Raw genomic sequence first — 12,871 nt, forward strand, 5'->3', positions numbered from 1 at the left:
AAGTTTAACCAAGGATTGCCCGCCAATGGTCGCCCGCGCCTATACCGTCGCCTTCGAGGGCGTCACGGCCCGTCAGGTCGAGGTGCAATGCGCCATCACCCCCGGCATTCCGGCCTTCTCGCTTGTGGGCCTGCCCGACAAAGCCGTATCCGAAGCCCGCGACAGGGTGCGCACCGCGCTCAACTCCATGGCTATCGCCTTGCCCTCCAAACGGATCACCATCAACCTGAGCCCCGCTGACCTGCCCAAGGAAGGCAGCCATTTCGACCTGCCGATCGCCTTGGCCCTGCTGGCCGCGCTTGAAATCATCCCCACCGATGCTGTCGAAGGCACCTGTTCCCTGGGCGAGTTGTCGCTCGACGGTTCCCTGATCCCGGTGCTCGGCGCCCTGCCTGCGGCCATGGCCGCCGCCGAGGAAGATCGCACGCTCCTGTGCCCCAAGGCGTCAGGGGCCGAGGCGGCCTGGGTTGGCGCGACACAGGTCATCAGCGCCGCCAGCCTCGCCGACGTGGTGCGTCATTATACCGGCCAATCGCCATTGCCCCCCGCTGAGCCGGGTGAAGTGACCTCCGACAGTTCGGGCCGCGACCTGCTGGATGTCAAGGGACAGGAACGTGCCAAACGGGCACTGGAGATCGCCGCCGCCGGGCGGCACCACCTGATGATGGTCGGCACGCCCGGATCGGGAAAATCCATGCTGGCCGCGCGTCTGCCCGGCATTCTGCCTCCGCTGACCGCGCCCGAAGCCTTGGAAACCTCGATGATCCATTCGCTGGCCGGCCTGCTGGACGAGGGCGGCATCAACCGCACCCGCCCGTTTCGCGAACCGCACCACACCGCCAGCATGGCCGCCATCGTCGGGGGCGGGCGGCGCGCGTCGCCGGGTGAAATCAGCCTCGCCCATAACGGCGTGCTGTTCATGGACGAGTTTCCCGAATTTTCCCGCACCGTGCTGGAAACCCTGCGCCAACCGATCGAAACCGGTGAGGTGATGATCGCCCGCGCAAACGCCCATGTGAAATACCCCTGCCGCTTCATGCTGGTGGCTGCGGCCAATCCCTGCAAATGCGGTTACCTGTCCGACCCCAACCGCGCCTGCAGCCGCGCCCCCGCCTGTGGCGAGGATTACATGGGCCGCATTTCGGGGCCGCTGATGGATCGTTTCGACCTGCGCGTCGAGGTCCCCCCGGTGGCCTTTACCGATCTCGATCTGCCAACCTCGGGCGACAGTTCCGCCATCGTGGCCGAACGAGTGGCCGCCGCCCGCACCCTACAGGCCGCACGCTTCGAAACACAAGACGGCATACGGCTCAACGCCGATGCCGAGGGCAAGGTTCTGGAACAGATCGCCACCCCCGACAACGAAGGACGCACACTTATCAACAAGGTGGCCGAGCGTTTTGGCCTGTCCGCACGGGGATATCATCGCGTGTTGCGCGTCGCCCGCACCATAGCCGATCTGGAAGGGTCAGACGATGTACGCCGCCCGCATGTCGCCGAAGCCGTCAGCTATCGCCTGAGCTTTGCCGCAGACGGCTGATCCAGCCCGCCAGACGGGTCAATGTCTCACCCGCCTCGGGCAAGAGCACAGGGCCGAAAACCGGCCAGACATGCGGCAGGTCGTGTTTGATCTCCTCGGTTACGTCAACGCCCTGCTCGCGCAGCCGCGCGGCCATGCGCCGCGTGTCGTCCAGCAGGATTTCGGTATCCCCCGCAGCCATCCATACGGGCGGTGCACCGCGCATCTGTGCAAACAGCGGCGAGGCACGGGGATCGCGCGGGCTGACACCCTGCAAATACATATCCCCCAACTCCCCGGCGCGTTTCGCCGGCAACATCGCATCGGCCTGCCTGTTGGCGACCATGCTGTCCCCGGAATAGGTCATGTCGGTCAACGGCGAAAAACAGAACACACCGGCAGGACGGCGCAAACCGTGTTTCAGGATCTCCCCCAGCAGGGCCAAAGCCAGCCCCCCACCCGCGCTGTCACCGCCCAGGATCACCTCGCGCTGCGCGCTCAATTCGATATAGACAGCCAGCGCATCTTCCAATGCCGCCGGAAAGACATGCTCGGGCGCCAGCCTGTAGTCCGGCAGGACGGCGGGCAGCCTCGTTATTCCCGACAACCGCGCCACCATTGCCCGGTGCGTGCGCGGCGAGCCGAACACATAACCCCCGCCATGCAGATAAAGAATGATCGGGCCTTCATCGCCAACACCCGGCCCATAGGCCCAGGTGACCGGCACCCCGTCCATCCGGGCGTCGACAAACCGACTGCCACGTGGGGCGCGAAACCAGAAACGCGCCTTGCGCTCGAACGCCTCCCGCAATTCCATGGGGTCCGTGGCCCGTGCCAGATGGCGCTTTTCGGTCAGTCGCAAAACGACGTTCAGAATACCCCGCCGCAGGCTCACCCGCGCCTGGCCTCGATGGCGTCCCAGATCATGGCGGCCACATTGATGTCGTCGAACCGCTCGAGTTCCTGAATGCCGGTGGGCGAGGTCACGTTGATCTCGGTCAGGTAATCACCGATCACGTCGATGCCCACGAACACCTGCCCCTTTTCACGCAACAACGGCCCAATGGCGGCACATATTTCCCGATCCCGGTCACTCAGCGCGATTTTCTCGGGGCGCCCCCCCACATGCATGTTCGAACGCGTCTCACCCTGCGCCGGAACCCGGTTGATCGCGCCCGCCGGCTCCCCGTCCACAAGGATCACGCGTTTGTCGCCATTCTTGATCTCGGGCAGGTATTTCTGAACGATCAGCGGCTCGCGGCTGAACCCGGTGAACAGTTCATGCAATGAACTCAGGTTCCGGTCCGAGGCCGGCAGGTGGAACACCCCGGCGCCCCCGTTGCCGTAAAGCGGCTTGAGGATCACATCGCCATGCCGATCCTTGAAGGCGCGGATCGTCGCGAGATCGCGCGCAATGGCGGTCGGCGGCATCAGGTCGGGGAAATCGAGGATCAGCAGCTTTTCAGGAAAGTTCCGCACCCAAAAGGGATCGTTGACCACCAATGTTCCGGGCATCACCCGTTGCAACAAATGTGTGGTGGTGATGTAGAACATGTCGAAGGGCGGATCCTGACGCAGCCAGACGACATCGTAATCGGCCAGGTCCACCTCGACCTCGTCGTCCAGTTGAAAATGATCCCCCTCGACCCGCTGCACCTTCAGCGGCCAGCCCCGCGCCACGACCCGCCCTTCGATATAAGCCAGACGGTCGGGCGTATAGTAAAACAGTTCATGCCCCCGCGCCTGAGCCTCTTCGGCCAGACGAAACGTACTGTCGGCATTGATGTCGATCGGCCCGATCGGGTCCATCTGAAAGGCGATTTTCATGGCCGTCCCCTGCAATCATGTTTCCGGTCTTACATGGAACATGGGGCGCGCGAGCGCAAATCAGAAATGGCCAAACGCGTTTTCAATGATCTCCGCCCGTCCGGTTTCATCCACCACGGCCAGATCGAACCGTACCTCGGCCAATTGCCCCGCTGGCACATTCGCAAGGTACTCTGCCGCTGCACCATGAATGCGCTGTATCTGCGTCGGGCGCAGCCGCGCCATGGCCGTGTCGAAATCACGGGCTTTCTTGACCTCGCAAAAGACGATCTCTGCCGCATCCTGGAGGATCATGTCAATTTCGCCGCTCTGGCCCCGCCAACGCATTTCCAGCAAATCGGCCCCACGCGCATCATATGCCCCGGCAACGATCTTTTCCGCCGCCATGCCCGACAGGTAAGCCCGCTTGCCACGTTCGCGCCGCGCAGTTTTGCAAACACCCTGCGCATGTTCCGGCAAATCAATCATTTGCATCATCTGTCGCCCTCCTTCGAGCGTTGGGCATCGAGGTCCAGCGCACGCTGATAGACCTGCCGCCGCTTCAACCCCAAATCCTCCGAGACCTTGTCCGCCGCATCGCGCACCGACAGCCCCTGTAGTGCCTCATTCAACGCAGAATCTAAATCCACTTCCCGAATATTTGGTAAATGCCCGCGGTCGATCAGCACGACGATCTCGCCTTTCAGAGTCCGTTCAGCACATGTCGCGGCCAACTCGTCCAGCGTTCCGCGCAAGACCTCTTCGAATTTCTTGGTCAGTTCCCGGCACACCGCCGCCCGTCGCGCGCCCCCCAGTACCTGCGCGGCGTCGCGCAACATGGCGGCGATACGTTTGGGTGATTCGTAGAAGATCAGCGTTCCGGGCACCTCGGCCAGCTCTTGCAGGGCGGTTTTCCGCCGCCCTGCGGTATTGGGCAGAAACCCCGCGAAAAAGAACCGATCGGTCGGCAATCCGGCCAGGGTCAGCGCGGTAATCGCTGCCGACGGTCCAGGGGCGGAAATCAGCGTATGCCCCTCTGCCACCGCGGCGCGCGCCAGATCGTATCCCGGATCGGCCACCATCGGCGTACCCGCCTCCGACGCATAGACAACCGATTTGCCTGCCTCCAACGCCTGTATCAGGCGCGGACGCACGCGATCGCCATTATGGTCGTGATAGGCGATCAGCGGTCGCTCGCCCAAGGCAATCCCGTGAATATCCAGCAATTTCCGCAGGCTGCGCGTGTCTTCGGCGGCGATCACATCGGCCGACGCCAGAATGTCCAGCGTCCGCAACGTGATGTCGCGGGCCGTGCCGATGGGCGTGGCGATCAGGTACAGGCCCGGCGCCAGATTCTGCTGTTTGGGATTCACCACTGGACCCGCCTCGCATGACGTTTATTATCGGCCCCGAAACCGGAACAGGCTCAGACCCGTCCGCAATCAGGGAGTAGACGTACCCATGTTCGCCGTTTTGATCACTGCCCGCAAGGTGCCCGGCTTTCTGGCCGTGCTGTTCTCGATCCTGTGGCTGGCCGCCTGTCAGCCCGTTTCCATGAGCGGCGGAGGCGGAGGCGGCGGACAACCCGGCGGGGCCGGTGCTGCTGTCCCCGTGGCTTTGCTGGTGCCGCACGGCTCGGCGGTTCCGCAAGAGCAGAAACTGGCGCGCGATCTTGAAAATGCCGCCCGCCTGGCCGCCGCCGATCTGAGCGGCGTCAGGATCGACCTGCGGGTTTACGGGACGGCAGGAAACGCGGCTCAGGCGCAAACCGCCGCGATGAACGCAGTTGCCGACGGCGCCCGGATCATTATCGGCCCGCTACACGCGGAATCGGCCAATGCCGTTGCTGTCGCCGTCGCGAACGAAAACGTCAACGTACTGGCCTTTTCCAACAACCCGACAATCGCGGGGGGGAACCTTTACATCCTTGGCCAGACCTTCCAGACCACGGCGGACCGTCTGGCCAGCTTCGCCACACGGCAAGGCAAGAGCCGCATTTTGACCGTCTATTCCGACAACCTGTCGGGCCGTATGGGCAAACAGGCCATCGAACAGGCCATCGCCCAAAACGGCGCAACCCCGGCTGGCAGCGTTGGATACGAATTCTCGCAACAGGGCGTCGTCGCCGCCATCCCCCAGATCAAGACCGCCGCAGCACAAAACAGTGCCGACGCGATCTTCCTGACGGCGAACACCGCCGGCGCACTGCCCTTGTTTTCTCAAATGCTGCCCGAAGCGGGCCTGAGCCCCGCCAACATACAATACATGGGCCTCAGCCGTTGGGACACGCCGCCGCAAACGCTGCAATTGCCGGGCGTTCAGGGTGGCTGGTTCACCCTGCCCGATCCGCCACGTGCCGCGCAGTTCCGCAGCCGCTTCCAGGGTGCATATGGCGAGCCGCCCCATGCTCTGGCCGGGTTGGCCTATGACGGGATTGCCGTGGTGGGCGCACTGGCCCGGTCCGGGCGCGCCGATGCACTCGGTCGTGCGGCGCTGACCCAAAGCGCGGGCTTTCAGGGTGTCAACGGCGTGTTCCGCTTCCGGCAGGACAACAGCACCGACCGCGGCCTTGCCGTGGCCACGATCCGCAACAACCAGGTTGCCGTGATCGACCCGGCTCCCAAAAGCTTTGGCGGCGCGGGCTTCTGATCGTTCGGGTGATCCCGACAAAGGAACAGAATGAAAGACTTGATCCCGCAGCCGGATGACCTGATCTGCCCGGCCCCCGAGATCTTCGACAGCGCGACGGTCGCCAAACGGATCGAGACCGCCGCCAAACAGGCCGACGGGAACACCAGCGACCTGCGAAAGGCCGTCGTGGGTATCCTGTCGGATCAGCTCAGGCGCGGGCGCGATGCAATCGCTGCCGGACTGGCCGAGCGCCCCTTTGCCTCGCGTCCCACCGTGCGCGCCTATAGCTGGCTGACAGATTGCGTGATCCTGACCGCCCTCGACGTCGTCACCAGCCATATCCATCCATTGGCCAACCCGACCGAAGCAGAGCGGATCACCGTCTTTGCGGTCGGCGGCTATGGCCGGGGGGAAATGGCCCCTCAGTCGGATGTCGACCTGCTGTTCCTGACGCCGTACAAAATCACCCCCTGGGCCGAAAGCGTCATTGAATCGATGCTCTACATCCTGTGGGATCTGCGCCTGAAGGTCGGCCATGCCAGCCGCACGATCCGCGATTGCCTTCGTCTGGGCGGCGAAGATTTCACGATTCGCACCGCGCTTCTGGAAAACCGCTTCCTGGCTGGCGACCGGCAACTGGCCGACCACTTCAGGAAACGCCTCTGGCATGAACTGTTCGATGGCTCCGAGCGCGAATTCATCGAGGCCAAACTCGAAGAACGCGACGCCCGCCACGAAAAACAGGGCGGTCAGCGCTACATGGTCGAGCCCAACGTGAAAGAAGGCAAGGGCGGCTTGCGCGATCTTCAATCGCTGTTCTGGATCGCCAAATACCTGCATCACGTCGACAGCGTCGCCGATCTGGTGGATGTCGGCATGTTCACCGAGGACGAATTCGACACCTTCGCCACGGCCGAAAACTTTCTCTGGGCGGTGCGCTGCCATATCCACCTGATTACCGGGCGCCCCACCGATCAGCTCACCTTCGATCTTCAGGTCGAAGTGGCCGAGCGCATGGGCTACAAGGACACCGCCGGGCGCCGCGCGGTCGAAGTGTTCATGCAGGACTATTTCCGCCACGCGACGCAGGTGGGCGACCTGACCCGCATCTTCCTGACCAAGCTGGAAGCGGCCCATGTCAAATCCCAACCGCTTCTGCAACGCATCTTCCGCCGCAAGCGCAAGCTCAAGAAAGGTTATACCGAGGTCCACGGGCGCCTGGCCATCCTGGACGAAGAGGCGTTCCTGTCCGATCCGCTGAACCTGCTTCGCTTGTTCGAGGAAGGATTGCGCACCGGCCTGCTGATCCATCCCGACGCGATGCGCCTTGTCACCGCCAATCTCGACCTGATCGACGATACCTTCCGCAACGATCCCAAGGCGCGCAAGCTGTTCCTCGATCTGTTGCTGAAACACGGCAATCCCGAACGCGCCCTGCGCCGGATGAACGAACTGGGCGTGCTGTCGGCTGTCATCCCCGAATTCGAGCCCATCGTCGCGCTGATGCAGTTCAACATGTATCACAGCTACACGGTGGACGAACATACGATCCAGTGCATCTCGAACCTTGCACAGATCGAGCGCGGCGAACGCACGGATGACCTGCCCCTGTCCAGTTCGATTCTCGAGGCTGGCGTAAACCGCCGGGTTCTCTATGTCGCCCTGCTGTTGCACGACATCGGCAAGGGCCGGGACGAGGATCACTCGATCGTCGGTGCCCGCATCGCCCGCAAGGTCGCCCCGCGGCTCGGTCTCAAACCCAAAGAGGTGGACACCGTCGAATGGCTGGTGCGCTATCACCTCCTGATGTCGGACATGGCGCAGAAACGCGATATTGCCGATCCGCGCACGGTGCGCGATTTCGCCAAGGCCGTGCAAACCAAGGACCGGCTGGATTTGCTGTGCGTGCTGACGGTCTGCGACATCCGCGGCGTCGGCCCGACCACCTGGAACAACTGGAAGGCCTCGCTGCTGCGGGCGCTGTATCGCCAGACACAGCGCGCCATGGAAGGCGGGCTCGAGGACCTCAACCGCGAACAGCGCGGCTCGGATGCCAAGCGCAACCTGCGCGAAGCCCTGACCGATTGGCCCGCCAAGGACCTCAAGCGCGAAACCGCGCGCCATTACCCGCCCTACTGGCAGGGTCTGCACGTAACCGCGCATGTGGTTTTCGCCCGGTTGCTGCGCGATCTGGAGGCCGACGAAATCGCCATCGACCTTGCCATCGACGAAGACCGCGACGCCACCCGCGCCTGTTTCGCATTGGCCGATCATCCCGGCATTTTCTCTCGGCTGGCGGGGGCACTGGCCCTGGTCGGGGCCAATGTCGTCGATGCGCGCACCTACACATCGAAAGACGGCTTCGCGACCGCCGTGTTCTGGATACAGGATGCCGACGGCCACCCCTATGAGGCCGCACGCCTTCCGCGCCTGCGCGACATGATTCACAAGACGCTGAAGGGCGAAATCGTAGCGACCGAAGCGATCAGATCGCGCGACAAGATCAAGAAGCGCGAACGCGCCTTCAAGGTGCCCACACACATCACCTTCGATAACGAAGGGTCCGAAATCTACACGATCATCGAGGTCGATACCCGTGACCGCCCCGGCCTTCTTTATGATCTCACCCGGACACTGGCGAACAACAACATCTACATCAACTCGGCCGTGATCGCGACCTATGGCGAGCAGGTGGTCGATACCTTCTATGTCAAGGATATGTTCGGCCTGAAATTCCACTCGGAGGCCAAGCAAAAGGCTCTTGAAAAGAAGCTGCGCAGCGCCATCACCGAAGGGGTGGAACGCGCCACCGCTTGACACCGGCCCGCCAAATCACCGACATCGCACCGGGGCGCGATTTCCGCGCCCCTGCTTTTTGTGACAGGTGCCATTCCCATGACCGATATCCTGATTCTGCTGGCAGCCGCCTTTGGCGCGGGTGTGCTCAACACCATCGCGGGCGGCGGCACGTTCCTGACCTTTCCCGCACTGGTCTTTACCGGGGTGCCACCCGTGGCCGCAAACGCCACCAGTGCCGTTGCCGTGTTTCCGGGCTATCTTGGCGGAGCGCTCGGATTCCGGGCCGAACTGGCCAGTATCGACCGGCCCCGCCTGCTCCGCCTTGGCCTGATCTCTCTGGCCGGGGGCGTCACCGGCGCGGGCTTGCTGCTGATCTCGTCGAACAAGGCGTTCTCGGTCGTGGTGCCCTTCCTGCTTCTGGCCGCGACAATCGTCTTTCTGTTTGGCGACCGCATCCGCGCATGGGCGGCCACCCACGCCCGCAGCGTCACCCCCGAAGGCGCGTTCGGCCTTTTCGTGGTCAGCCTCTATGGCGGGTATTTCAATGGCGGCCTCGGGATCGTCCTGCTGGCACTGTTCGCCATGTGGGGCATGACAGACCTGCACCAGATGAACGGGCTGAAAAACGGCCTCAGCTTTGCAATCTCGGCCATTTCCGTGGCGGTCTTTGCCCTGGCCGGTCTGGTGGCATGGCCGCAGGCGCTGATGATGATGGCCGCCGCCACGGCAGGGGGCTATGCCGGGGCTCCGCTGGCCCGCGCCCTGCCGAAATCCACTGTGCGCCTGCTGATCGCCCTGATCGGGTTCGGGATGAGCGCGGTGTTTTTCTGGCGTCTGGTGTCGGGTGGCTGAGGACGCCCCGTTAACCCCGGCCCGCACCGCCCCCGGCACCGACGCAATACCGACGTGATACCGATGCTTTGCCGATCCGGCTTTTGCCGCGATTTCAGCGTATTAACGCCGATTCGCCACCCACGCCCTGCATCCCCCGGTTTTCCCGCCCTTCCCCACCGCCTCGCGATCCGCTAAGCGTGATCGGAACCGCCCCAACCGAAGGCCTGCCCATGAGACCCGTTCGCCTGTTATCCGGTGTCCTGACTGTCGGCGGGTGGACCTTGCTCAGCCGGATGCTGGGCTTCGTGCGCGACGTTCTCATTGCCAGTTATCTGGGGCCGGGCGCGATGATGGATGCCTTCGTCGCCGCCTTTCGCCTGCCCAACATGTTCCGCCGCTTCTTTGCCGAAGGCGCATTCAACGCCGCCTTTGTTCCAATGTTTTCAAAGAAGTACGAAGGCCACGAGGATCACCAGCATTTCGCTTCTCTGGCGCTGTCCGGACTGTCGCTGGTGCTTCTGATGCTGACCGGGCTGGCGCTGCTGTTCATGCCGGCGCTGGTCTGGGCCACGGCCGAGGGCTTTGCCGGGGACGAACGTTTTGACCTGACAGTGGAATTCGGTCGCGTGGTCTTTCCCTATATTCTGTTCATCTCGCTGGCCGCGCTGTTTTCCGGGGCGTTAAACGCCGTGGGACGATTCACCGCCGCCGCCGCCGCGCCGGTGGTGCTGAACGTCATGCTGGTCGCCGCCATGGTCTTCGCCGCTCAAACAGGGGGGGCAGTGGCCCACGCTCTTGTCTGGGCCATACCTTTTGCCGGCATCGCCCAACTGGCCTTGGTCTGGATCGCTGCTCGCAATGCGGGGCTGCACATCCGCCCCGTCCGCCCCCGCTGGACCCCGGACATGGCCCGCCTGGTCCGCGTCGCGATCCCCGCCGCCCTGGCCGGCGGAGTGATGCAGGTGAACCTGTTGGTGGGCCAGCAGGTCGCCTCGAACTATGACAAGGCAGTCAGCTGGCTCTATTCCGCCGACCGTCTGTATCAGTTGCCTCTTGGCGTGGTCGGCATCGCCGTTGGCATCGTCCTGTTGCCCGACCTGTCACGCCGCCTGAAGGTCGAGGATCACACCGGCGCGCGCGCGGCCTATTCCCGCGCCGCCGAGATTTCCCTGATCTTGACGGTACCTTGCGCGGTCGCACTGGTCGCCGTCCCCATACCGCTGGTCTCGGTCCTGTTCGAACGCGGCGCCTTCGGAACCGACGATACCGCCGCCACCGCATTGGCAGTGGCGATCTATGGTCTCGGCCTGCCGGCCTTTGTATTGCAAAAAATCCTGCAACCGCTGTTCTTCGCCCGCGAAGATACCAAAAGCCCTTTCCGCTATGCGGTTGTCGCTATGATCGTGAATGCCGTTCTGGCCATCGGTCTGGCCTTTTTGCTCGATTGGATCGCGGCGGCCATCGCCACCACCGTCGCCGGTTGGGTCATGGTTTGGCTGCTGATGCATGGCGCGCGCGCCTATGGGGACGTTGCCCGCTTCGACGACCGGTTCCACCGCCGCATCTGGCGCATCCTCGCCGCCTCGGCGTTGATGGGGGTAATCGTCTGGGGCGTTCATGTTCTGCTGAGCCCGTTCTTCGGAATGCCCGGCCTGCGCTGGATCGCGCTGTTGGTTCTGATCGCGACAGGCATCGTCAGCTATTTCGGCATTGGCCACCTGATCGGCGCCTTCCGCATACAGGACTTCCGCAACCTGCGGCGCACCGGGTAAGCTGACGGGCATGGTCGATACGCCCCTCATACCCCTGATCACCGCCGCACAGGTCTTTCCCGCGCTCGAACGCATCGCCTGGGAGGCCGAACAGGAACTGTTCCTGTCCTTCCGCATCTTCGATCCGGACACCGCTCTGCGCTCTCCCGAGTTGCTGGATAGGGGGCTGACCGATTGGAAAAGCCTGCTGCGTCACATCAGCAACCGGGGTGTGCGTATCCGCATGATCGTCTCGGATTTCGACGCGATCTTTACCAAGGATTTGCATCGTTCGGCCTGGACCAATGCCAAAGGCTTTGCCGATGCGATGAGCGGCGATTGCGACGTTCTCTGCGCCCCGCACGGGCAATTCGCGGGCAGCCTGTGGATGTGGGCCCTGCGCAGCAAGATTCGCTCGAAAATGGCCGACCTGCGCAACGATCCACCCGAGGCCCTGACCGATCTGCAAAAGCAAATCCTCGAACGCGGGGGGCGCCTGCGCCCGGTCACCCTACACCAGAAATTCGCGGTCAGCGACGGGCACCGCGCCGTGATCGGCGGGTTGGATGTAAACGAAAGACGTTACGATTCACCCGACCACGAGCGCGAGGCCGACAAGACATGGCATGACATCAGCGCCGAAACCTCTGGCCCGATCTGTCAGGACATCCGCGCGCATTTCATCGACACATGGAACCGCGCGCTCGATTGGCAGGCCCCGTCACTTTGCGACAAGGGCGAACACCTGCCTCCTGCCACGGCTTCGCAACCCAACGGCGACACCCGTCTTGTACGCACCATTTCGATGCCAAGGCTGACCTATTCGGCGCTTGGCCCCGACGATCACGTCACCGAGCATCTCGATGTACTGCTCAAGGCGTTCGCCAGGGCCAGGCGCCATATCTACATCGAAACACAGTTTTTCCGCCACCGGCAACTGGCCCGCACCCTGGCCGATGCCGGACGCCGTAATCCGGATCTGAACCTGATCCTGCTGATGCCAACCGAACCCGAACGGGTGATTTTTGATGGCGATGACGGGTTCGATGCGCGGCTGGCGCAAGCCCTGCAAGTTCGCAACCTGCGCCAATGCCACAAAGCCTTTGGCGAGCGGATGGTCGCCATATCCCCGGTGCAGCCGCGCAACACGAAACCGGATGAGGACGGTGCCCTCGAAGGGGCGCCTATCGTCTATGTCCATGCCAAGCTGACACTGATCGACGATGAATGGGGCATGATCGGATCGGCCAACCTGAACGGTCGTTCGATGCACTGGGATACCGAGGCCAGTATCGCCTTCGACAATCCCGCCGTGGTGCAGAACCTGCGCGAAGAACTGGCACGCAAATGGCTGGGGGATCACTTCGATCAGGGAGATACGACCAGGGCCAGCACATGGCACAAGGCCGCACAATCCAATGCCGCGCTGTCCCCGGACGAACGCGAAGGTTTCGTAATGCCCTACCCGTATGAGCGGAACAGGCGGTTTGCCCTGTTCCTGCCTGTCCTGCCTTCCAAGATGTTCTGACTC

General features: G+C 63.2%; 10 protein-coding genes. 6 read left to right on the forward strand and 4 right to left on the reverse strand.

Annotated elements, in window-relative coordinates; all coding sequences use genetic code 11:
* The first annotated feature begins 25 nt into the window (after positions 1 to 25).
* The gene (locus BUB53_RS15365; protein ID WP_073035673.1) at positions 26 to 1,540 is read left to right on the forward strand and encodes a YifB family Mg chelatase-like AAA ATPase; all 1,515 of its coding nucleotides are present in this window, start codon (positions 26 to 28) and stop codon (positions 1,538 to 1,540) included.
* Here BUB53_RS15365 and BUB53_RS15370 read toward each other — a convergent pair.
* Genes BUB53_RS15370 through rsmI form a run of 4 tightly spaced genes read right to left on the reverse strand, consistent with a single transcriptional unit; the run spans position 1,506 to position 4,701 of the window.
* Positions 1,506 to 2,414 (reverse strand): alpha/beta hydrolase, encoded by a 909-nt coding sequence (locus BUB53_RS15370; RefSeq protein ID WP_073035674.1) that lies wholly within the window; start codon positions 2,412 to 2,414, stop codon positions 1,506 to 1,508. The genes BUB53_RS15365 and BUB53_RS15370 overlap by 35 nt on opposite strands.
* Positions 2,411 to 3,346 (reverse strand): glutathione synthase, encoded by a 936-nt coding sequence (gene gshB, locus BUB53_RS15375; RefSeq protein WP_073035675.1) that lies wholly within the window; start codon positions 3,344 to 3,346, stop codon positions 2,411 to 2,413. The genes BUB53_RS15370 and gshB overlap by 4 nt, the downstream gene beginning before the upstream one ends.
* 60 nt (positions 3,347 to 3,406) lie before the next feature.
* Positions 3,407 to 3,823 (reverse strand): YraN family protein, encoded by a 417-nt coding sequence (locus tag BUB53_RS15380; protein WP_084729191.1) that lies wholly within the window; start codon positions 3,821 to 3,823, stop codon positions 3,407 to 3,409.
* On the reverse strand, positions 3,820 to 4,701 hold the full coding sequence (gene rsmI / locus BUB53_RS15385) for a 16S rRNA (cytidine(1402)-2'-O)-methyltransferase (RefSeq protein ID WP_188745017.1): 882 nt from the start codon (positions 4,699 to 4,701) through the stop codon (positions 3,820 to 3,822). The genes BUB53_RS15380 and rsmI overlap by 4 nt, the downstream gene beginning before the upstream one ends.
* 85 nt (positions 4,702 to 4,786) lie before the next feature.
* On the opposite strand from rsmI, the gene BUB53_RS15390 reads away from it, so the two are divergent.
* The 5 genes from BUB53_RS15390 (at position 4,787) to BUB53_RS15410 (ending at position 12,868) form a co-directional block, all read left to right on the forward strand.
* Complete coding sequence (locus BUB53_RS15390; protein ID WP_073035676.1) at positions 4,787 to 5,974, forward strand: penicillin-binding protein activator; 1,188 nt, start codon at positions 4,787 to 4,789, stop codon at positions 5,972 to 5,974.
* A 30-nt stretch (positions 5,975 to 6,004) separates the two neighbouring features.
* Positions 6,005 to 8,773 carry a [protein-PII] uridylyltransferase gene (locus BUB53_RS15395; RefSeq protein WP_073035677.1) on the forward strand — a complete coding sequence of 923 codons (2,769 nt, stop codon included), beginning with the start codon at positions 6,005 to 6,007 and terminating at the stop codon, positions 8,771 to 8,773.
* Positions 8,774 to 8,851: 78 nt separating this feature from the next.
* Complete coding sequence (locus tag BUB53_RS15400) at positions 8,852 to 9,607, forward strand: sulfite exporter TauE/SafE family protein (protein ID WP_073035678.1); 756 nt, start codon at positions 8,852 to 8,854, stop codon at positions 9,605 to 9,607.
* Positions 9,608 to 9,819: 212 nt separating this feature from the next.
* Positions 9,820 to 11,361 carry a murein biosynthesis integral membrane protein MurJ gene (gene murJ, locus BUB53_RS15405; RefSeq protein WP_073035679.1) on the forward strand — a complete coding sequence of 514 codons (1,542 nt, stop codon included), beginning with the start codon at positions 9,820 to 9,822 and terminating at the stop codon, positions 11,359 to 11,361.
* A 10-nt stretch (positions 11,362 to 11,371) separates the two neighbouring features.
* The gene (locus BUB53_RS15410) at positions 11,372 to 12,868 is read left to right on the forward strand and encodes a phospholipase D family protein (protein ID WP_073035680.1); all 1,497 of its coding nucleotides are present in this window, start codon (positions 11,372 to 11,374) and stop codon (positions 12,866 to 12,868) included.
* Positions 12,869 to 12,871: the final 3 nt, after the last annotated feature.

This window comes from Roseovarius pacificus (genome assembly GCF_900142665.1).
In the GTDB taxonomy this organism is placed as follows: Bacteria; Pseudomonadota; Alphaproteobacteria; order Rhodobacterales; family Rhodobacteraceae; genus Roseovarius; species Roseovarius pacificus.